21 protein-coding genes are annotated in these 19485 nt (G+C 64.1%); 10 read left to right on the top strand and 11 right to left on the bottom strand.

What is annotated here, in order from left to right:
- Positions 1-41 precede the first annotated feature (41 nt).
- Positions 42-1937: a 1-deoxy-D-xylulose-5-phosphate synthase gene (dxs, locus tag HB634_RS10865; RefSeq protein ID WP_063571100.1), complete on the top strand. Its 1896-nt coding sequence runs from the start codon at positions 42-44 to the stop codon at positions 1935-1937.
- Positions 1938-1952: 15 nt separating this feature from the next.
- On the opposite strand, the gene prmC is transcribed toward dxs, so the two are convergent.
- Positions 1953-2774: a peptide chain release factor N(5)-glutamine methyltransferase gene (gene prmC, locus HB634_RS10860; protein ID WP_063571099.1), complete on the bottom strand. Its 822-nt coding sequence runs from the start codon at positions 2772-2774 to the stop codon at positions 1953-1955.
- Positions 2775-2823: 49 nt separating this feature from the next.
- Between prmC and HB634_RS10855 the strand changes: the two genes are divergently transcribed.
- Together HB634_RS10855 and HB634_RS10850 are read left to right on the top strand one after the other, a co-directional pair.
- A complete protein-coding gene (locus tag HB634_RS10855) occupies positions 2824-3687 on the top strand; it encodes an alpha/beta hydrolase (RefSeq protein ID WP_063571098.1) in 864 nt (287 codons plus the stop codon).
- A 50-nt stretch (positions 3688-3737) separates the two neighbouring features.
- Entirely contained in the window at positions 3738-4595 is an 858-nt protein-coding gene (locus HB634_RS10850) for an alpha/beta hydrolase (protein WP_063571097.1), read from the top strand.
- A 97-nt stretch (positions 4596-4692) separates the two neighbouring features.
- Here the strand turns inward: HB634_RS10850 and HB634_RS10845 are convergent, their stop codons facing one another.
- Complete coding sequence (locus HB634_RS10845) at positions 4693-5595, bottom strand: phytanoyl-CoA dioxygenase family protein (RefSeq protein ID WP_213948593.1); 903 nt, start codon at positions 5593-5595, stop codon at positions 4693-4695.
- A 144-nt stretch (positions 5596-5739) separates the two neighbouring features.
- On the opposite strand from HB634_RS10845, the gene HB634_RS10840 reads away from it, so the two are divergent.
- Positions 5740-6858 (top strand): Gfo/Idh/MocA family oxidoreductase, encoded by a 1119-nt coding sequence (locus tag HB634_RS10840; RefSeq protein WP_063571096.1) that lies wholly within the window; start codon positions 5740-5742, stop codon positions 6856-6858.
- 9 nt (positions 6859-6867) lie between these two features.
- Here the strand turns inward: HB634_RS10840 and HB634_RS10835 are convergent, their stop codons facing one another.
- Positions 6868-7830, bottom strand: coding sequence for a LacI family DNA-binding transcriptional regulator (locus tag HB634_RS10835; protein ID WP_213948592.1), 963 nt, complete (start codon positions 7828-7830; stop codon positions 6868-6870).
- A gap of 258 nt (positions 7831-8088) precedes the next feature.
- Between HB634_RS10835 and HB634_RS10830 the strand changes: the two genes are divergently transcribed.
- Positions 8089-8439, top strand: coding sequence for a hypothetical protein (locus tag HB634_RS10830; protein ID WP_213948591.1), 351 nt, complete (start codon positions 8089-8091; stop codon positions 8437-8439).
- A 56-nt stretch (positions 8440-8495) separates the two neighbouring features.
- Here HB634_RS10830 and HB634_RS10825 read toward each other — a convergent pair whose 3' ends face one another.
- Together HB634_RS10825 and HB634_RS10820 are read right to left on the bottom strand one after the other, a co-directional pair.
- Positions 8496-8732 carry a hypothetical protein gene (locus tag HB634_RS10825; RefSeq protein WP_157503894.1) on the bottom strand — a complete coding sequence of 79 codons (237 nt, stop codon included), beginning with the start codon at positions 8730-8732 and terminating at the stop codon, positions 8496-8498.
- Positions 8729-9148, bottom strand: a complete 420-nt coding sequence (locus HB634_RS10820) for a hypothetical protein (protein ID WP_213948590.1) — start codon at positions 9146-9148, stop codon at positions 8729-8731. The genes HB634_RS10825 and HB634_RS10820 overlap by 4 nt, the downstream gene beginning before the upstream one ends.
- Positions 9149-9396: 248 nt before the next feature.
- Here HB634_RS10820 and HB634_RS10815 point away from each other — a divergent pair, with 248 nt between their 5' ends.
- The gene (locus HB634_RS10815) at positions 9397-9828 is read left to right on the top strand and encodes a DUF4879 domain-containing protein (RefSeq protein ID WP_082878942.1); all 432 of its coding nucleotides are present in this window, start codon (positions 9397-9399) and stop codon (positions 9826-9828) included.
- Between the two features lie 58 nt (positions 9829-9886).
- Here HB634_RS10815 and HB634_RS10810 read toward each other — a convergent pair whose 3' ends face one another.
- The 4 genes from HB634_RS10810 to HB634_RS10795 all read right to left on the bottom strand — a co-directional run bounded on the left by HB634_RS10810 (position 9887) and on the right by HB634_RS10795 (position 14525).
- On the bottom strand, positions 9887-12574 hold the full coding sequence (locus HB634_RS10810) for a M1 family metallopeptidase (RefSeq protein ID WP_213948589.1): 2688 nt from the start codon (positions 12572-12574) through the stop codon (positions 9887-9889).
- 117 nt (positions 12575-12691) lie between these two features.
- Entirely contained in the window at positions 12692-13051 is a 360-nt protein-coding gene (locus HB634_RS10805; protein WP_063573277.1) for a DUF1428 domain-containing protein, read from the bottom strand.
- Between the two features lie 174 nt (positions 13052-13225).
- Positions 13226-13768: a carboxymuconolactone decarboxylase family protein gene (locus HB634_RS10800; protein WP_063573276.1), complete on the bottom strand. Its 543-nt coding sequence runs from the start codon at positions 13766-13768 to the stop codon at positions 13226-13228.
- Between the two features lie 208 nt (positions 13769-13976).
- On the bottom strand, positions 13977-14525 hold the full coding sequence (locus tag HB634_RS10795) for a peroxiredoxin (RefSeq protein WP_063573275.1): 549 nt from the start codon (positions 14523-14525) through the stop codon (positions 13977-13979).
- A gap of 154 nt (positions 14526-14679) precedes the next feature.
- Here HB634_RS10795 and oxyR point away from each other — a divergent pair, with 154 nt between their 5' ends.
- On the top strand, positions 14680-15639 hold the full coding sequence (oxyR, locus tag HB634_RS10790) for a DNA-binding transcriptional regulator OxyR (RefSeq protein WP_213948588.1): 960 nt from the start codon (positions 14680-14682) through the stop codon (positions 15637-15639).
- A 14-nt stretch (positions 15640-15653) separates the two neighbouring features.
- Entirely contained in the window at positions 15654-16250 is a 597-nt protein-coding gene (locus HB634_RS10785) for a hypothetical protein (protein WP_213948587.1), read from the top strand.
- A 15-nt stretch (positions 16251-16265) separates the two neighbouring features.
- Here the strand turns inward: HB634_RS10785 and HB634_RS10780 are convergent, their stop codons facing one another.
- Both HB634_RS10780 and HB634_RS10775 read right to left on the bottom strand, forming a co-directional pair.
- Positions 16266-16799 carry an adenine phosphoribosyltransferase gene (locus HB634_RS10780; RefSeq protein WP_213948586.1) on the bottom strand — a complete coding sequence of 178 codons (534 nt, stop codon included), beginning with the start codon at positions 16797-16799 and terminating at the stop codon, positions 16266-16268.
- Positions 16800-16828: 29 nt separating this feature from the next.
- A complete protein-coding gene (locus tag HB634_RS10775) occupies positions 16829-17101 on the bottom strand; it encodes a DUF2007 domain-containing protein (protein WP_213948585.1) in 273 nt (90 codons plus the stop codon).
- A 95-nt stretch (positions 17102-17196) separates the two neighbouring features.
- Between HB634_RS10775 and HB634_RS10770 the strand changes: the two genes are divergently transcribed.
- The gene (locus HB634_RS10770; protein WP_213948584.1) at positions 17197-18924 is read left to right on the top strand and encodes a glutamine--tRNA ligase/YqeY domain fusion protein; all 1728 of its coding nucleotides are present in this window, start codon (positions 17197-17199) and stop codon (positions 18922-18924) included.
- Complete coding sequence (locus tag HB634_RS10765) at positions 18924-19481, top strand: nucleoside deaminase (RefSeq protein WP_213948583.1); 558 nt, start codon at positions 18924-18926, stop codon at positions 19479-19481. Before HB634_RS10770 ends, HB634_RS10765 begins: the two co-directional genes overlap by 1 nt.
- Positions 19482-19485: the final 4 nt, after the last annotated feature.

Below are 19485 nucleotides of genomic sequence, written 5' to 3'. Positions count from 1 at the left end.
CGTCCCTTGCCCCGGCTCGTCCGTAGGCGAACAATAGGCGTATGAACGACCTCTCCCGCTACCCATATCTGGCGCAGATCGAATCGCCGGAGGATCTCCGACGCTTTCCGGACGACCAACTGCCGGCGATCGCCGACGAGCTGCGCCGCTATCTGATCGAGGCCGTCGCCTCGTCGGGCGGGCATTTCGGCGCGGGCCTGGGCGTGGTCGAACTGACGGTCGCCCTGCACCACGTCTTCGACACGCCGCGCGATCGCCTCGTCTGGGACGTCGGCCACCAGTGCTATCCGCACAAGATCCTCACCGGTCGTCGCGACCGGATCACGACGATCAAGAAGAAGGACGGGCTCGCCCCTTTCCCGCGCCGCGAAGAGAGTGAGTACGACACCTTCGGCGTCGGCCACTCCTCGACCTCGATCTCGGCCGCCCTCGGCATGGCCATCGCGCTGCAGCGCCGGGGTGACAACCGCAAGGTCGTCGCCGTTATCGGCGATGGTGCCATGACCGCCGGCATGGCCTTCGAGGCCCTGAACCATGGCGGCGACATCGAGCCGAACATGCTGGTGATCCTCAACGACAACGGCATGTCGATCAGCGAAAACGTCGGCGCGATGACCAAGATGATGGCCCGCGCCATGTCCAGCCGCACGCTCAATGCCTGGCGCGAGCGGGCAAAGAAAGCCATGCCGCGCGAGTCCTTCTTCGGCCGCTTCTTCAAGCGCTGGGAAGAACATGCCAAGGGCATGTTCGTGCCCTCCACGCTGTTCGAAGAGCTCGGCTTCCATTACACCGGCCCGATCGACGGCCATAACATGGCCCAGCTGGTGACGGCGCTCCAGACGGTCAAGGACCTCCCCGGGCCGCAGCTCATCCATGTGATGACGACCAAGGGCAAGGGCTACGAGCCCGCCGAGAAAGGTCCGATCGAATATCACGCCGTCGGTCCGTTCGACCCTGTTGCCGGCGTCGTCAAGAAAGGTGCGCCGGCAAAGCCGACGTACACCGATATCTTCAGCGACTGGCTGTGCGACATGGCCGCGACCGACGAACGTCTTCTCGGCATTACGCCGGCGATGCGCGAAGGTTCGGGTCTCGTCCACTTCTCGAAGAAATACCCTCAGCGTTATTTCGACGCGGGTATTGCCGAGCAGCACGCGGTCACGCTGGCTGCCGGCATGGCGGTGGAAGGCGCGAAGCCGGTGGTGGCGATCTATTCCACCTTCCTGCAGCGCGCCTACGACCAGGCCATCCACGATGTCGCCCTGCAGAACCTCGACGTGACCTTCGCCATCGACCGCGCTGGTGTGGTCGGCCCGGATGGCGCCACGCATTCAGGGAGCTTCGATCTGTCCTTCATGCGTTGCCTGCCGAACATGGTGATCATGGCGCCGGCCGACGAGCACGAATGCCGGACGATGTTGAGCACCGGCTTCCACTACAACGGCCCGGCCGCCATCCGTTACCCGCGCGGTACCGGTCCGGGCGCGAAGATGGTCGAGGCGCTGGAAACCTTCCCGATCGGCAAGGCCGAAGTGCGTCGCCGCGGTCATCACGGCCTGGCCATCCTCTCCTTCGGCACCATGCTCGCGCCAGCCGCAGTGATCGCTGCCGAGGTGGATGCCACGCTGATCAACATGCGCTTCGTGAAGCCGCTGGACGAGGAACTGATCCTCGAGATGGCGCGCACGCACAAGGCCTTCGTCACCATCGAGGACAACGCCATCGCCGGCGGTGCCGGTGCCGGTGTCGCCGAGTTGCTCGCGGCTAACGGTGTCACCCTGCCGATGTTCCACCTGGGCCTTCCGGATGCCTATCTCGAACACGGTAGTCGCGAGGAAGTACTGACGATGGCCGGCCTCGACCTGCCGCAGATCCGACATGCGATCGTGACGCGGTTTCCGCAGTACGTCGCAAGCGCGGTAGCCAGCGCGGGTTGATCCCGCGCCGAGCTCTCAGGAAAGCGTGCGACTGCCGCTGACGCGGTCACGCTGTTCCAGATCCTGGGCGGTGAATACTTTAAGGAAACCGGCGTCCTCAAGGACGCCGCGTACTGCCTGGCCCTGATTCCAGCCATGTTCAAGCAACAGCCATCCGCCCGGTGCAAGCAGGGGCAGCGAGGCGGCTGAAATGCGACGGATATCGTCCAGGCCGTCCACCCCCGAAGCCAGCGCGGAGAGCGGTTCGAAGCGCAGGTCGCCTTCGCGCAGATGATGGTCGTCGGATTCGATATACGGTGGATTGCTGACGATCAGGTCGAAGTGCTCGCCAACCAGCGGCGCCAGCCAGTCGCCTTGGGCGAACGTCACGCGTTCGAGCCCCAGGCGCTGTGCGTTCCGGCGCGCCACGGCAAGCGCATCCGCGCTCGCATCCACGGCGAACACGGTCGCATCCGGACGCTCCTTCGCAATCGCCAGCGCAATGGCGCCGCTACCGGTGCCGAGGTCGACGAGCCGACCCCCTTGCGGTAGGCGCTCGAGCGCGAGCTCCACCAGCAACTCGGTTTCCGGGCGCGGGATAAGCGTGGCCGGCGTCACTTCCAGCGTGAGAGACCAGAAATCCCGTGTGCCCGTGATGTAGGCGACAGGCTCGCCATCGACACGACGCCGCACGAGCGACTCGAAACGCTCAACCGCCGTCGCATCTGCCGGGTCGCTCGCGTGGGCGAAAAACCATGCCCGGTTCACACCCAGCGTATGCGCCAGCAGCAGCTCGGCTTCTAGTCGATCGCCGAGTGCTTCGGCAGCCTGGCGCAGGATCGTGCGAATGTCGGTCATGCGGCCATTCTAACGTCGATGCGATCCACTCCTCGCCTAGACTAGACGGATGATCGGTCGCGCCTTACTTCTCTCTTTCGTGCTGCTGCTCGGCGGATGCCGCGCCGCGTTCTTCGGCACGATGAACCTGCGCCAGCCTTCCGACCATGTCCTGGCGCACCGGAACATCACTTACGACACGGCGCTCGCCCTGGCCGTGGATGTCTACTCGCCGCCGCACGCGGACCATGCCCCGGTTGTCGTCTACTTCTACGGTGGCAGCTGGATGACTGGCAAGCGGTCGTGGTTCCGCTGGATGGGGGAAGCACTGGCGGCCCAGGGCGTGGTGACCATCGTGGCCGATGTCCGCCTGTGGCCACGGGCGCGACTGGACGGGTTCCTGCACGATGGCGCCGAAGCCGTTCGCTGGGCACATGACCACGCGACCGAGTTTGGTGGGGATCCCTCCCACCTCTTCGTCATGGGCCATTCGTCGGGTGGGCAGATTGCCGCCATGCTGGCGATGGACAAGCAATGGCTGGCCGCCGTCGGCATGCAGCCACGCGACCTCGCTGGCTTCATCGGCGTCGCAGGCACTTACGACTTCATTCCCTTCGATGAGCCCGAGTTTTACGACATGTTCGGGCAGACGCCCGTGGAAGAGGCGCGCTCACAACCGATCAACTTCGTCGACGGCGACGAGCCGCCGGCCCTGCTGCTGCAGGGAGAAAAGGACACGATCGTCTACCCGTCGGAGGCTCTCGCGCTCGAGGGGCGCTACGTCGAGCAGGGCGAACCGGTGGAACTGAAGCTTTACCCGAACCTGGGACATGAGAAGCTCCTTCTCGCGTTCGGTCCGTTGAAGAGCAGGGCCCCGGTACTGGCCGACACCATGGCCTTCATCCATCGCTATTCGGGCGGCCCTTCACACTGATACCGGCCCCACCTGCATCCGCCTTCACGCCGGTTCCGTAAGGTATCGGCATGACCCGACTCTTCCTCGTTACCCTCGGCACCCTTCTCCTCAGCGGCTGCCAGTCCGCCCTGTTCAGCGTGGTCAATGCGCGCCAACCCCAAGCGGGAACGGTCGCGCACCAGAACATCACGTTCGATGCCTCCCATGGGCTCTCGTTGGACGTGTACTCGCCGCCCGACGCCCGTAACGCACCGGTGGTCGTCTTCTTCTACGGCGGCAGCTGGAAGAGCGGCAAACGCCAGTGGTACCGATGGGTGGGTGAGGCGCTGGCCGCGCGAGGTATCGTCACCGTGGTGCCGGACTATCGGCAATGGCCGAAGGTGCGCCTGGATGGCTTCATGCATGACGGCGCAGAGGCCGTGCGTTGGACGCACGATCACGCCAGTGAGTTCGGCGGCGACGCATCGCATCTCTACGTGATGGGGCATTCGGCGGGTGGACACATCGCGGCACTGCTGGCGACCGATGCACACTGGCTCGGTGCAGTCGGCATGAAGCCGCGCGACCTTTCCGGCTTCATCGGGCTGGCGGGGCCGTATGATTTCCTGCCTCTGACCAGCGATGACTTCATCGACATGTTCGGACACACACCGGAAGAGCAGGCACGTTCACAACCGGTCAACTTCGTCGATGGCGACGAACCGCCCGCCCTGTTGTTGCAAGGCGAGACCGACGGCACCGTGAGGCCATCCAACGCGCTCTCGCTGCAAAGGCACTACGAAGCACGCGGCGAACAGGTCGACGTAAAGCTCTATCCGGACACCGGCCACATGGGCGTATTGTTCGGCCTCGGCACAGGCAAACACAAAGCGCCGGTACTGGACGATGTGGTGGCCTTCATCCGCAAGCACTCCCAGGTGAAATGACGCGCTCTTGTAGGAGCCGATTCATCGGCGATGGCCAGGTTGCCGCGAGCACGCTATCGCCGATGAATCGGCTCCTACAGAAACATCGCCACACGATCTACCTTGCTTTCATCGCATCGCGGCCCTCGGCATTGCCACCGCGCGACGCGTCGAGGATTTCCGGATACGGGTAATTGAGACCCAGCAACTGACGTATATCCGCACTCGCATTCTTCACGAACTCGGCCGGCAACGCCGCAGGCATGTCTTCCATCGGTTTGACGAACTTCGGCAGGTACTGCGTGATGATCGCCGAGCGATCGATGCTGCTGCGATTGGGCATGGCGCAATGCCAGACGGCCCCGAAAAAGATGACCGTGTCGCCAGGCTCGCCGAGCATCCGTTCGCAGCGGTCGAAGAACCGGTCGCTCTCATCGGGATAATGCAACTCGCGCTGCGTGCCCGGTACGAAAGCCGTCGCGCCCGTTTCTTCCGTGAACGGATCGAGCATGATCGTCGCCTGCGCGTTCAGCGGGAACGTTGCGTTGATCCGTGCCGGGTGGGTTTCCGGCGAATGGAAATCCCAGTAGGGATAGTCGATATGCGGCTCCTGCCCGGGACCACCGGGAAGGATGCGGTTCGCCGCGATCGAACCCATGATGAACTCGCTGCCGATGAAGGCGCGCATCACCTTCATGATCGCCGGATGCGCGGCCATCCGCGAGAAGATCTCGCCCTTGGCCAGAAGGTTCCAGACGCGACGTTGCAGATTGATCCGCCCCGCCTTCTCCGCATCGCCCTGGAAGTGCGTGACCTTACGGCCACGCTCGTCGGCGTCGGATTCGCGCATGACGATGTCCCGCGCTTGGGCAATCTCCGCCGGCGTGAATAAACCACGCAACGTGACCGCGCCAACGCCGTCGAGCAGTTCGCTCACGACGGCGTCGGTGTCCAGGGTGTCCTCGGTGAACACACGAATGCGGGTGGGTGAAGGGGGAAACGAATGTGCGGAGGCATGCATGGCTGGCTCCTGCCGCGACGGCGGCGTGGTTAGGCGGGGAAAGCGCCGGTTCGGGAACTACGCTATGCCGTTTTGCAAGCGCTTGCAAATTGCACTGCAACATCCCTAGAGTCGGGTGTATTCACATGCCAGGACGAGCCAGCGATGAGCGAACTACGGATCGGCCTGATCGGCGCCGGATACATGGGCAAAGCACACACCGTGGGCTTCCAGGGCGTCGGCGCCATCTTCGAGACAGCCCTGCGGCCGGTTTGCGAGATGATCGCGACATCGACCGCCGAGGGCGCCGCGGAGCACGCGCGGCGCTGGGGCTGGCTTCGGTCGACCGGCGACTGGCGGGAACTGGTCGCCGACCCCCGCGTCGATGCCGTGGTGATCGCCACGCCTCCACGGACCCATCTGCACATGGTCATGGCCTGTATCGCCGCCGGGAAGCCGGTGTTCTGCGAGAAGCCGCTAGGGGCCAGCGCCGACGAATCGCTACGCATGACCGAGGCGGTCGAGCGCGCCGGACTGGTCAACATGATCGGGTTCAACTACATCCGTACGCCGGCCAGCCAGCTCGCCCGGCAGATCATCGCCTCGGACGAGATCGGCGACGTGATCCAGGTGACCGCCGAACACGTCGAGGATTACCTGCACGACCCCGCCCTGCCCGCTTCATGGCGCACACGCCTAGCCACGGGCACGGAAGCCGGCGCGCTGGGTGATGTCGCGCCGCACATCGTGAATGCCTGCCTGCGGCTGGTCGGGCCCATTGCCAGTCTGGTCGCCGACACGAACATCGTGCATTCGCGACGGGATGGGCCGAACGGATGGGAGGCCGTCGAGAACGACGACCAGGGACAGATGCTGCTGCGCTTCGCCAACGGCGCCACGGGAAGCATCAGCTTCAGCCGCATGGCGGCCGGACGAAAGATGGGCTACACGTATCGCATCACTGGCACCCGTGGCGCCCTAGCATTCGATCAGGAAGATCAGAACGCCCTCTGGCTCTACGACGCCGCCCGAGAGCCGGCGCGACGAGGCTTCCAGAAGCTGCTCATGGGCCCCGCTCATCCCGACTACCTCGCCTTCAATCAGGGCGTCGGTCACGGTACCGGCTACAACGACCAGATCGTCATCGAAGCACGGGATTTCCTGCAGGCCGTGGCCACCGGCGAAGCCATCTGGCCGACCTTCCGCGATGGCTACGAGGTCGACCGCGTGATTGAGGCGGCCCTGCTATCGAACCGCGAACGCCGCTGGATCAGTATCGATTAGCAGCCACCCCTAGCGCAGACTCCCCCGAACCACCAACTCACAACCAAACAACTTACTCCGCGGCACCGCCTCAGGGTCCTCCATCCAGGCAACAATCCGCTCGATCGCATGCAACACCATGTCGCGAATCGGCTGCCTCACCGTTGTCAGCGAATAGGAAGCCCAGGCCGCCAGCGGCATATCATCGAACCCGACGATACTGACGTCACCGGGCACATCGACACCACGCTCGCGACAGGCGTCGATCGCACCGAGCGCCAGCACGTCATCACCGCAGAAGACGCCGTCAAGCCGGTCATGTCGGTCGAGCAACGCATGCATGGCCACGCGGCCGTGCTCATGCGTGTAATTGCCTGCGTGCAGCGTCTGCCGCAATGACGACCCCGCCACTTCGGCGAAGCCTTTGCACCGATCGACCGTCGAAGCATCGTGCGCCGAACCGCCGAGGAAGGCCAGACGACGCAGGCCGCGCGAGCGCATGGCTTGCGCTACCAGACGTCCGCCCTCGACATTGTCGACGGTAGCCACGGGGACGGGTGACGACCGCCCCGCTCGGCCGAAGACGTGAAGCACCGGCAGTCCCGCCGCGCGGCATGACGCGGCGAAACCTGCAGGCGGGGCCGAGGTGGCGATCAGCACAGCGTCGACGTTGTACTGCTGCAGCATGTCGAGCGCCGCCTTGCCATCCTCGTCTTCACCAAGGTTTGCCAGCAAAGGCCTCAGACCTCTCGCCTGAAGTTCGCGGGTAAAGAGGTCGAACACTTCCATGAACGTCGGATTGGCGAAATGGTTGGAGACGAGCCCAATCAGCTCCGTCCGCCCGGTCATGAGGCTGCGCGCGAGTCGGTTCGGCTTATAGCCGAGGCGTTCGGCGGTCTCGGTAACGAGCTCGCGCGTCTTCGCTGACACGCTGGCGCCGGGCGTGAATGTCCGCGAGACCGCCGAGATCGAAACGCCCGCCGCCTCCGCCACATCGCGTGCGGTAGCGGGAGAGGGTCGACTCGGCAAAGGTGTGCGAGGGGGCATGTGGCAAGGTTAGCGCATCCGCCGCAGCGAGCGGAACGACGGCAGCCAGCCAAACAATCGATCCGCTGAAACGGCACCGGAGACTCAAGTTACGGCTTTGTCTCGCAAAACAGGATATGCGGTGCAACGACCGCGTGCGCTCTTCTCATCGCCACCAAGGTATGGTTTCCGTGTCGTTGTCCAACACAGGAGCGTGCAATGAGAATGACGAATGTTCGCGGCTACTCGTTCGCCATGATGGCGATGCTGGCCGTATGTGGGCAAGCCGCTGCCGCAGGCGTTACATGTCCTGCCGCCAGCAACATCAAGGACCTGGGCATTTCGAACGCCGGGACGGATGAGGAGGGAACGGACTACATCGCGACAGAGGGCGGGAAGACGTGGAAAGGCTCTGTCTCCGCATTCGACAATCATAAGGCCGATCTGAAAACCCTTAGCGCTGGGAGCGGATCCGTCAGCGGCACAGGCCTCGTTGTATGTGACTACTCAAATAAAGGCGCCGTCACTCTTCGACTGACGATGGATGCCTCGAACACCGTCGCTCCGAGCAAGTAGCCGGAGGGAGAAAGCCGGGCAATCACTCGCCCGGCTTTCGCTGCTGGCAGCTTGCATCAGGCGACGACCGAGATGGGGAGGTGTAGTGCCCCCATCTGCTTCATGCGGTCGGTCAGGCCGACGTAGAACGCCGTCAGGGGCTTCGATCCATAGACGCGACCGGACGCCACGTCGATGGCTTTCGAAAACGGTGTCCCTGCTACGTGGACTGACGGACGCGCCGTGATCGGCGTTCGCAAGGTTGTGCTTGTGACGGCATAGGCACCCGGCCCCAGCACCGGCCTGAGCATCACGCGATCACCGAGATATGGGCGGGCTGGACCTCCATCATCTTCATCCAGTCCATCAGGCCGTCGTACAGGTTCACGAGCTTTGAGAACCCATTGTCGTGGGCAAAGGCGGCCATGCTGTCGATCGTCTTTGTCAGGTCCATGGGTACGTCTGGTCGCTCGGCGTACCACTCGGCGGGTATCGAATCAAAAAGGGTCGTGCAATACAGTCCGTCGGGGCCATCGACCGCTCCGCTCATGAGCCGTTCGTCTACATACTCATGCAGTTTCCGCGGCGTGATATTCGAGAAGTCGATCGCTTCCGAAGCACCGACACTTCCGTGTGCCTTGGCCTCAAGAGATACATTGGATGGCTTCTTAATCATTGACGTCGGCATCGCGTACGCCCGGGTAGTCAGTGCTGAACTCGTAACCTTCATGTGCGTTACTCCTGATCGGTGACGATCAAGAGAGCAGAGAATGGTTGACGACAAAAGATGCTCGAGCAAGGTCGCGACAAAGGACGTCACGACTCATCGGCCTCCCCCTACGCCTGCGACCACCAAGAGAAGAAATCACACCCAGGTGAGGCGCAAACCTCCACAGAATTCATCCTCGCGCCATCGATCCGCTTGGAGCGATAGGCAGATCATGCCCTCGGTCCATTCGACCTGAGGAGAATAATTTCATGAAGCGTTTCGCCCTTACTGCGTGCACATTAAGTCTGATGCTTGGCATCGGCGTCGCTCACGCCGGCAACAGTCTTTCCCGGGTCTACGTACACTCCGTAAAGTCGACGAAGGGAGGGGCCGAAGTCATACCGCAGGGCGGATCATGGACAGCGAGAGATCACGGTGGTCCGGTCCTTCAAATCATCACCGACGAAATCGGCTACGGACACGGCGCACAAGCACGACTGCTCGGAACGCCTCTTCGCGAGGTCAAGTACGAATCGCTCTGCAACGTCCGCGGCCGCCTGGGACCGTGCCCACGCGGCGCAACGATCATCGGCCATCGCAGCACTTGGGACGCCAGTGGCCGCGAAGGGGGAAACTTCGAGGTCGTGGTGTTGCCGAACGGCTTCGGCAGCCCGCAGCGAGCCACACTGCAAATCCGCTGATCAAAAAAAAGGCCGGGCGATCTCTCGCCCGGCCTTCGGTGTTACACGTCGACGACGATTACCGCGTGATCGCCTTCGGGTCCTGCTTCGCCTTGAGTGCTGCGCACAGCAGGGTCGACTCACTGGTCTGGGCCAGATCGCGTTCCGCACCGCTCACCTGTGCAAGCTTCGGCTTGAAGAACTCGTTCATGCGATCGGCTTCGGCCTTGGAGCAGCTGCCACCGGCGGCCATCGTGACGAGCTTGCCACCCGCGAAGCTGCCAGTACGCGCCACGATCTTGTCGTAGTTCGTGGTGTACCAGGTCCACAGCTCGCTGCGGCCGGCTTCGGAGTCACGGTTGCCACGCAGCAGCGCGGCCATCTCGCCCACCTTCACGTCCTTGCTCAGCGAGAAGTCACGCACCTTGTTCGACTGCGTCACGTCCTTGGTGCTGGCCAGGCCCGAGAGCATCGCGTTGCGCTTGGCCGGATCGGAGGTCTTCGGGATCTCGGCAATCAATGCATCGATGGCGGGCGCGCCACGTTCCTGCACGGCCACACCGAGCGAGTCGGCGAGCAGGTCGGGATCGGCGGCATCGAGGTCGAGATGACCGTCCTTCACCTTCAGTGCGGCGTCGCCCTGCTTGAGCAGTTCGGCACGGACTTCCGGCGCAGCGATGTCGTCGTCCCCGAGGAAGCCCGCGAGCGTCGTGCGGGTGATCGTGTCGTTGTCCGCCTCACCCGCCTTCTTGCGGTAGCCCAGTTCCTTGAGCTTCGGCAGGTACGCAGCGACGGCCCACTTGCGCAGGTGGTCACGCTGGGCGTCGGTGGTGGCTTCGTTGTTGAAGATCCAGCTGAACGTGGCCATCGGTGCGGTGAAGACCTCGCGGGTCTTCGAAGCCGTGACGGGCTTCAGCGCAGCGAGGACGTCGCCGGCATCGAGGTCGCCGTGAAGGAAGGCGGCGCGCACGGCATCCGTATAGGCCAGCTGCTCGGCGTCGCTCAACGTACCGACCACCTTGGTCAGTGCGGCGAGGTCGGTCTTGCTCTGTGCGAAACGGTAATAGCCGCGACCGTTCGCATTCGGCAGCACCCACGTGCCCTTGGCGGCATCGTCGAGCACCATGGTGCCGGTCGCCTGGTCGAACAGCTCGCACTTGACCTTGTTCGCACCGCCGGCGGTGCCGTAGCGCACGCACATCGGCACGCCCCAGACGCGGCTGGCGTCGCCCGTGCTGCCCAGCGGCAGGTAACGGCTCTGGGTCAGATGCAGGACGGTCTTGCCGCCTTCGACCTTCACCTCGGTGGTGACGTAAGGCACGCCCGACTGGTTGAGGAAGCTACGGAACGCGTTCTTGAACGCATCGCCCTGTCCGGCCGCCTCGGCGATCGAATCGATCAGGTCGTCAGCCGTCGCGTTGGCGAACTTGTGCTTCTGGATATAGGCACGCATGCCCTTCTGGAAGACCGGATCAGTCACGTAGCCTTCGAACATGCCGAGAACGGCGGCGCCCTTCTGGTAGGTGATGCCATCGAACGCGGTTTCGATGTCGCCATTGCCGGTGATCGGCTGGCGAATCTTGCGCGCGCTGACGAGGCTGTCGTTGTTCATCGCACCCTGTGCGCCGCGAACGCGATCGAGATCGGCGCGGTACTCCGGGTGAACCTTGGTGGTGACCTTCTGCTGCATCCAGGTGGCGAAGGCTTCGTTGAGCCAGAGATCGTCCCACCACGCCATGGTCACGGTGTCGCCGGTCCACTGGTGGGCCAGTTCGTGCGCGTTGACGTTGAACGAGCCGCGGACGTACTTCGCCTCCGAATCCGGGTCGATCAGAAGGAGCCAGTCACGGAAGGTGACCAGACCCGCGTTCTCCATGGCACCGGCACTGAAGTCAGGCGCGGCGAGCAGGTCGAGCTTGTCGTACGGGTAACCAAAACCGTAGTAGTCCTCGAGCGTATGGATGATCGAGTTGGTCTCGCCCAGCACATGCTGCATGCGATGGCCTTCGCCCTTCGCAGCGATACCGCGTAGCGGCGTGGCGGTCGTACGGAATTCGGTTGGCGAAATATCCGGACCCTTGACCACGTCCCACGGGCCGACAGCGAACGCGACGAGATAGGTCGGCAGCGGCTTGGTCGTGGAGAACGTGAGCGTCTTCCAGCCCGCGCCTGCTTTTTCTTCCTTGACCTGCGCGGTGTTGGCCACGCCCTGGTCGTCGGCCGGAATGGTCAGGCTGAGATCGAACGGCACCTTGAACGACGGCTCGTCGAAGCCCGGGAATGCGTAACGCGCGGAGACCGGCTCCATCTGCGTCATCGCGTAAGGCACGCCTTCGTGCGAGACCTTGTAGAGGCCCTGCAACTGCTTGTTCAGCGGCGCAGTGAATTCGATCGCGAGGGTGATCTCCTGCGGATCGAGCTTCGCACCGAGGTCGATGCGTGCGACGCCTTCCTTCTCGGCGGCGACGCTGTACTTACCGACATGCTTCTTGCCGGCGGCATCGGTGACGGTGACCTTGGATACCGTCAGGTCCTTACCGTGCAGCCAGATGAAGTCGGAGGCCTGGCTCAGCTTGATCTTGATCGTGGTCGAGCCGGAGTAGTTTTCCTGCTTCGGATCGACCTTGAAGGCCAGTTTGTAGTTTTCGGGCTGGGCCCAGGTCGGCAGGTGGCCGAGGGGCGCGGCGGCGTCCGTGCCGGCGGCGAACGCGGCGCCACAGCAGGTGGCGAGCGCGGTAAGGATGAGAGGACGGACGAAACGACGCATGGCGGGTGGGACTCCCCTGTGGGTAATCGCCCATCCTGCGAACAGGGATGACCTTCGACACAGTGCCAGAAGGCACCCCTGTCCTCGCTGCGCCGCGTCATTCCGGACGCCGCAGCATCAAAGCTCGACGATGGGCTTGAATCCGCCGAAGAACATTCGCTTGCCGTCGAACGGTAGCTTCTTGGGGTCCATGAACTCGGCAAGTCGCGGATCTTCCATCACTTTCTTCATGACGCGGTCGCGTGCGCGCTTGTTCTCGTAGACCACCCAGGAGAAGACCACGGTCTCGCCGGGCTTCAGCTTTACGGACTGCGGAAACGACGTGGATTTGCCGGGTTTGACGTCATCGGCGATGCATTCGTTGTAGGCCAGGGCGCCGTACTCCATCCAGATCTTGCCCGCCTTGCGGGCCATCTTCTTGTACTCGTCCATGCGGTCCAGTGGTACGGGTAAGACGAAACCGTCGACGTAGCTCATGGCGCAACCCTCCCGGTGATGGTTCGGGAAGCGTCTCCCAGAACGAAGAAAGGCCGCGTTAAACGCGGCCTTTCGTAGGAGCCAATTCATTGGCGATGGGTGCTTGCAACAAATCGGCCCGCTGCCGCGGGATCGCCGATGAATCGGCTCCTACAGGCACAGGTGTCGCTGCAATCAGCCGGCGGCGTCGGCCTGCTCAAGGACCACGGCGACGCCGTGGATCACCGAAGCGATGCGCACCGCGCTCTGAATCGCCTGCACCGAGATGCCACCGTCACGGAGCACCTTGTCGTGCGAGTCGATGCACATGCCGCAGCCGTTGACGGCCGAGACCGCCAGCGAGACGAGTTCGAAGTCGTTCTTGGCGTCACCTTTGTAGGCACCGATCACGTTCATGCGCAGCTTCGCCGGAATGGTCGCGTATTCCGGGTGGCTGACCAGGTGCTGGAAGCGGTAATAGATGTTGTTCATGCCCATGATCGCGGCCGAACCCTTGGCGGCGGTCAGCTGTTCGGCCGTGGCGTGCTCGGCAGCGAACGCGGCGATGGCTTCGGTCAGCGGCTTGTAGCGAGCCGAGAACGCGGCGCCGAGGGCGACCATGGAAATCTGGGCAAGGTTGAGGCCCGGGGCTCCCGCTTCGCTCAACACGGAGTCGAGGTTGAGCTTGAGGTCCTTGGCGTATTCGGGAAGCTTGCTACGAAGATCGGCGACGCTCATGGGATGCACCTTGTCTTGGAATAGGGAATGAGGCGCGGAATGGCTCGGCACACGCGGTGCCGGTTCACGCGGGACACGTGAGGGCGTGTCGGTGATGCGGTAAGGGGCTTAGAAAAGAGGCGGTGAAGCGAACTTCACCGCCTCTCGGGTAGCCCGCGCCACGCGGGGGAGGGAGCGTTGTGGCGCGGGACTTACGACCGGTGCTGCCTTAGGCGACCTTCAGGGTCTCGTCGCCGGACTTCCAGTTGCAGGCGCACAGCTCGTCGGTCTGCAGCGCGTCGAGAACGCGCAGCACTTCGTCCGGGTTGCGGCCGACGGAACCGGCAGTCACGTAGGCGAACTGGATCTCGCCGTTCGGATCGACCAGGAAGGTCGCGCGCTGGGCAACGCCTTCGTCGGTCAGGATGCCGAGGGCCGAGGTCAGGTCCTTCTTGATGTCCGCAACCATCGGGAACAGCAGGTCCTTCAGGTCGGCGTGGTCCATGCGCCAGGCGCGGTGGACGAACTCGGAGTCGGTCGACACGGCCAGCACCTGGCAGTCACGGTCGGCAAACTTCTCGTTCAGATCGCTGAAACCCTTGATCTCGGTCGGGCAGACGAAGGTGAAGTCCTTCGGGTAGAAGAAAACGAGCTTCCACTTGCCCTCGTACGACTTGTCGGAGACGTCGATGAACGCGTCTTCGATCTTGTTCGCGAGCGGGCCGCCGTTGACAGCCTTGAGGTTGAACTGGGGGAACTTATCGCCAATGCTCAGCACGTTTGACTCTCCGTTGAGGGTGGAATGAACTCTGCGCGCGCTCATGTCGCCGCGACTGAAAGGCAAGATTAGCGCGCTGCAACATATATCTCAAATCGATTGTAGACATCATTGTGATAGGCTGGACCTATCGTTCCGAGTCGAGCCCGTCGCCATGAACCTGCGTGACTTGTCCTACCTCGTTGCCCTGGCCGAGCACCGCCATTTCGGGCGTGCGGCCGAGGCCAGCTTCGTCAGCCAGCCGACCCTTTCGACCCAGATCCGCAAGCTGGAGGACGAACTGGGCGTGGCCCTGGTCGAGCGAACGCCGCGCAAGGTGCTGCTGACCGAGACCGGTCGCGAGATCGCCCGGCGCGCCCGGGGGGTCCTTTCGCAGGTCGACGAGATCAAGTCGATCGCCCAGCGCACCCGTGATCCGGAGTCCGGAACGATCCGGCTGGGCATTTTCCCGACCCTGGGTCCCTACCTGTTACCTCACGTCATTCCGCACCTGCGCCAGCGCTTTCCTCGCCTGGAGCTGCTCCTGCGCGAAGAGAAAACCGAGCAGATCCTCGGCATGCTGCGCGAGGGCACGCTGGACGCCGGCATCCTCGCCCTGCCGATGCACGACGATTCCCTGCACGTCGAGTTCCTGTTCGAAGAACCGTTCGTGCTGGCCGTGCCGGACAACCACCCCCTCGCGGGGCGGCAATCCCTGAAGATGGAAGACCTCGCCGACCAGAACCTGCTTCTGCTCGAAGACGGCCACTGCCTGCGCGACCAGGCCCTCGAGGTCTGCCACCTGGCGGGTGCGGGCGAGAAGACCGGCTTCCGCGCCACCAGCCTGGAGACGCTACGCCAGATGGTTTCCGCCAACGTCGGCATCACGCTGATGCCGATCCTCGCCGTGAAGCCGCCCGTGGCGCAGTCGGGCAATGTGCGACTGATCGAGTTCGAAAGCCCGGCGCCAAGCCGTCGCATTGCGATGGTCTGGCGCAAGAGCTCGGCCATGACGCCGTTCTTCACCGCCCTCGCGGAGGTGATCCGCGACGTTCCGGCCGAACTGTTCAACGCCCGGGAATGCGCCACACGTCAACCGGAAGGCGCGCCAACCGTTGCCCTTCCATCCTCCTGACGGTTTCCTGATACATGCGCGTCTGGCTAATCGTCCTGCTCCTGCTCTGCGGACTGGGCGCGTACACGTGGTGGCATAAGCGGCCCATGCATGCGGCGGCGGGTATCGTCGCGGGCACGGTACCCAGCCAGCAGGATCTGGGCGCCGGGCCACAGCTGGCGCGCGGCCGCTTCTCGCTGGAACCTCGCGCGAAGTTCGCCATGACGGGCCGCGTGCTCTCGCGCGAGGACTACCAGCTGGACGATCTGGCGCCGATCGCTCCCACCGACCTGGCCCTGGGCTGGGGCCGGATGTCGGATACCGCGGTGCTCGACAAGATCAGGATTTCGCAGTCCAACCGCTTCTACTTCTGGTACACGGATACCTTTCCGATCCCGCGGCACGAGATCGAGGACTCCAGTGCCAACATGCACATGATCCCGGCCAACGACACGGTGGCCCGGGAGCTTGGCAATGTGCGCCCGGGGGAAGTGATCCACTTCGAGGGTTTCCTCGTCGACGTCAAACGCGACGACGGCTGGCACTGGGACACCTCGCTCACCCGCGAAGACACCGGCGCAGGCGGCTGCGAGATCGTCCTCGTCGAAGACATCCACGAAGCCGGCCACTGAGGCCAGCCACCGATCTCAGCCGCCGATCAGGGCGTGGAGAGGGGCCGGACCGGACCACTTCGAGCGGCCGTGGAGGCCGGCGAGTTCGATGACGACGCTGGCGCCGACCACTTCGGCGCCCAGCCTCTCGACCAGGCGACGACCCGCCTCGAGTGTTCCGCCCGTTGCCAGCACGTCATCGACCACGATGACCCGTTCGCCGGGCAACAGGGCCTGGGTGCCGATCTCCAGACGGTCGTGGCCGTACTCCAGCCCATAATCGACGCCCACGACCGGCGGCGGCAGCTTGCCGGCCTTGCGCAGCGGAACGAAGCCGGCGTTGAGCGCGCGCGCCATGGCCGCGCCGAAAATGAAGCCGCGCGACTCGATACCGCAGACGGCGCCGATCCCTAGCCCGTGCCATGGGGCGCACAGCGCATCGATGCAGGCGCTGAACGCCGCGGCGTCGGCGAGCATGGGGGTGATGTCCTTGAACATGATGCCCGGACGCGGGAAGTCGGGCACGTCGCGGACAAGGTCGGTGATGGCCTTGGAAACATGGGCCTGCATGGCATTGATCCTGGAAAGTGTCGCGGCGCTCAGGCCGGAAAGGTGGCGGCGCCGAAATCGTCGTCGGAGGCCGCGGCGATTCGCGCCTCGGCAAGTTGACCGTCGATGACGCGGACGATCGCCTCGGCCGCTTCCGCGGCCGCCTCGGGCACCATGACGGCGAGGAAGTCCCGCGCAGGAAGCTGCCCGACCGCACCGGTCAGAAATTCACCCGCGATGAAGGCGGGAATCTCCGCCTGCTCGAGTGCATTCTTAACCAGATGGGCGTCAATCAGGGATTCGGCGTGATAGGCGATACGCATGGTAGGAAGCTACCCGCGCGGCCGCCCGGCGGCAAGCGCTACGCGCCTAAGGTAAACTCGGATGTTTGCCGTGCCCATCCTCCGAGTCCTTTGCGATGTCGACCGAAACGCCCGTCCTGCAGCAGCACTTCATCGGCCAGATCGTCCGCGAGGACCTGGCTTCCGGCAAGCACACGGTGATCCACACCCGCTTCCCGCCTGAGCCCAACGGCTATCTGCACCTGGGTCACGCCAAGTCCATCTGCCTGAACTACGGACTCGCGACCGAGTTCGCCGGCACCTGCAACCTTCGCTTCGACGACACCAACCCGTCGAAGGAAGACGTCGAGTACGTCGATGCCATCCAGCGCGATGTGAAATGGCTCGGCTTCGAGTGGGCCGAGCTGCGCCACGCCTCGGACTACTTCGAAGTGTTCTATCGTTCGGCGCTCAAGCTGATCCGCCTGGGCGTAGCCTATGTGGACGATCTCTCGGCCGAGGAAGTGCGCGAGTACCGCGGCACCCTGACCGAGCCGGGCCGGAATTCGCCCTACCGCGATCGCAGCGTCGAGGAGAACCTCGACCTGTTCCAGCGCATGCGTGCGGGTGAGTTCGCCGACGGCAGCAAGACGCTCCGCGCGAAGATCGACATGACCGCGGGCAACATCAACCTGCGCGATCCGGCGCTGTACCGCGTGCGCAAGGTGCATCACCAGAACACCGGCGACGCATGGCCCATCTATCCGATGTACGACTTCGCGCATTCGCTCTCGGACGCGCTCGAAGGCATCACCCATTCGCTCTGCACGCTGGAATTCGAAGACCATCGCCCCTTGTACGACTGGTGCGTGGATAAGGTCGACCTCGCGCACGATCCGGAACTGTGGCAGCCCCTGGTCGACGCCGGCCTGCCGACCTCGCCCAGCAAACCCCGCCAGATCGAGTTCTCGCGCGGCAACCTCAACTACACGGTGATGAGCAAGCGCAAGCTGATCACCCTGGTGTCCGAAAACCTCGTCGACGGCTGGGACGACCCGCGCATGCCGACGATCGCCGGCGTGCGCCGGCGGGGCTTCACCGCCGCCGGCATCCGCCTCTTCTGGGAACGCGTCGGTGTCAGCAAGCAGAACAGCACGATCGACATGAGTGTCCTCGAAGGCGCCGTGCGTGAGGATCTCGACGCCGTCGCGCCGCGCCGCCTTGCCGTGATCGACCCGGTGAAGCTCGTCATCACCAACCTCGACGCGACCCACCACGAGCAGCTCACCTTCCCGAACCATCCGAAGGACGAGAGCTTCGGCACACGCAGCGTTCCGTTCTCGCCCGAGCTGTGGATCGAACGCGAGGACTTCGCGGAAGTGCCGCCGAAGGGCTTTCATCGCCTCAAGCCGGAGGGGGAAGTGCGCCTGCGCGGTGTCGGGATCGTCAAGTGCGACGAGGTCGTCAAGGACGCGAACGGCGAGATCACCGAGCTGCGCTGCACCCTCGACCTCGAAAGCCGGACCGGCATGCCGGGTGCCGATCGCAAGATCAAGGGCACCATTCACTGGGTCAGTGCGCGTGACGCCGTGCCCGCCATCGTGCGCCTGTACGACCGCCTGTTCGACGCCGCGGACCCGGACGACGACAGCGACGGCAAGACCTACAAGGACCACATCAACCCGCATTCGCGCCGCGTCGTCCACGGTTACGTGGAGCCGGCCGCCGCGGGCGCCGCGCGCGAGGACCGGCTTCAGTTCGAACGTCTCGGCTACTTCGTCGCCGACATGCACGACCACACGGCCGGCACGCCCGTGTTCAACCGCGTCGTGACGCTGCGCGACTCCTGGGCGAAGCAGGCCTGATGCTGTACGCACAGGTCCATCTCACCCTGCCCGCCTGGGTCCATGAAGCCGTGGACACCTCGGCCACGTATGCGGGTGACGAGGCCAAGGTCGGCCTGGCCATCGAGCTATCCGGACGCAACATCGACCTCGCGACGGGCGGTCCCTTCGGCGCCGTGGTGTTCGACGGCAACGACCGGATCGTCGCCGTGGGGGTGAATCGCGTGGTGCCTCATGCCTGTTCGGTGGCCCACGCGGAAATGATGGCGTACATGACCGCGCAGCAACGCCTGCAGCGCTTCCGCCTCAATGAAGACGGCAGCCGGTTCGTCCTCGCCACCAGTTCGCAGCCTTGCTGCCAGTGCTACGGCGCCACGGTGTGGGCGGGCGTGGACGAGCTGCTTATCGGCGCACGCTCGGAAGATGTCGAGGAGCTCACGCCGTTCGACGAAGGCCCCCTGCCCGCCGACTGGATCGGCGAGCTCGAGCGTCGCGGCATTGCCGTGCGCCGCGACATCTGCCGGGACGAGGCACGGGACGTGCTCCGCCGCTACGGCGAATCGGGCGCCAGCTATTGAAGCC

This window comes from Luteibacter sp. dw_328, from assembly GCF_018449605.1.
GTDB lineage: Bacteria > Pseudomonadota > Gammaproteobacteria > Xanthomonadales > Rhodanobacteraceae > Luteibacter.
Note: the sequence above shows the minus strand (reverse complement) of the source record. Positions and strands in the feature narration are given on the sequence as shown.

Bases quoted from the DNA above. Each gene is read 5' to 3' on its own strand.
- dxs (WP_063571100.1), top strand. From the start codon at position 42: ATGAACGACCTCTCCCGCTACCCATATCTGGCGCAGATCGAATCGCCG.
- prmC (WP_063571099.1), bottom strand. From the start codon at position 2,774: ATGACCGACATTCGCACGATCCTGCGCCAGGCTGCCGAAGCACTCGGC.
- HB634_RS10855 (WP_063571098.1), top strand. From the start codon at position 2,824: ATGATCGGTCGCGCCTTACTTCTCTCTTTCGTGCTGCTGCTCGGCGGA.
- HB634_RS10850 (WP_063571097.1), top strand. From the start codon at position 3,738: ATGACCCGACTCTTCCTCGTTACCCTCGGCACCCTTCTCCTCAGCGGC.
- HB634_RS10845 (WP_213948593.1), bottom strand. From the start codon at position 5,595: ATGCATGCCTCCGCACATTCGTTTCCCCCTTCACCCACCCGCATTCGT.
- HB634_RS10840 (WP_063571096.1), top strand. From the start codon at position 5,740: ATGAGCGAACTACGGATCGGCCTGATCGGCGCCGGATACATGGGCAAA.
- HB634_RS10830 (WP_213948591.1), top strand. From the start codon at position 8,089: ATGACGAATGTTCGCGGCTACTCGTTCGCCATGATGGCGATGCTGGCC.
- HB634_RS10820 (WP_213948590.1), bottom strand. From the start codon at position 9,148: ATGAAGGTTACGAGTTCAGCACTGACTACCCGGGCGTACGCGATGCCG.
- HB634_RS10815 (WP_082878942.1), top strand. From the start codon at position 9,397: ATGAAGCGTTTCGCCCTTACTGCGTGCACATTAAGTCTGATGCTTGGC.
- HB634_RS10810 (WP_213948589.1), bottom strand. From the start codon at position 12,574: ATGCGTCGTTTCGTCCGTCCTCTCATCCTTACCGCGCTCGCCACCTGC.
- HB634_RS10805 (WP_063573277.1), bottom strand. From the start codon at position 13,051: ATGAGCTACGTCGACGGTTTCGTCTTACCCGTACCACTGGACCGCATG.
- HB634_RS10800 (WP_063573276.1), bottom strand. From the start codon at position 13,768: ATGAGCGTCGCCGATCTTCGTAGCAAGCTTCCCGAATACGCCAAGGAC.
- oxyR (WP_213948588.1), top strand. From the start codon at position 14,680: ATGAACCTGCGTGACTTGTCCTACCTCGTTGCCCTGGCCGAGCACCGC.
- HB634_RS10785 (WP_213948587.1), top strand. From the start codon at position 15,654: ATGCGCGTCTGGCTAATCGTCCTGCTCCTGCTCTGCGGACTGGGCGCG.
- HB634_RS10780 (WP_213948586.1), bottom strand. From the start codon at position 16,799: ATGCAGGCCCATGTTTCCAAGGCCATCACCGACCTTGTCCGCGACGTG.
- HB634_RS10775 (WP_213948585.1), bottom strand. From the start codon at position 17,101: ATGCGTATCGCCTATCACGCCGAATCCCTGATTGACGCCCATCTGGTT.
- HB634_RS10770 (WP_213948584.1), top strand. From the start codon at position 17,197: ATGTCGACCGAAACGCCCGTCCTGCAGCAGCACTTCATCGGCCAGATC.
- HB634_RS10765 (WP_213948583.1), top strand. From the start codon at position 18,924: ATGCTGTACGCACAGGTCCATCTCACCCTGCCCGCCTGGGTCCATGAA.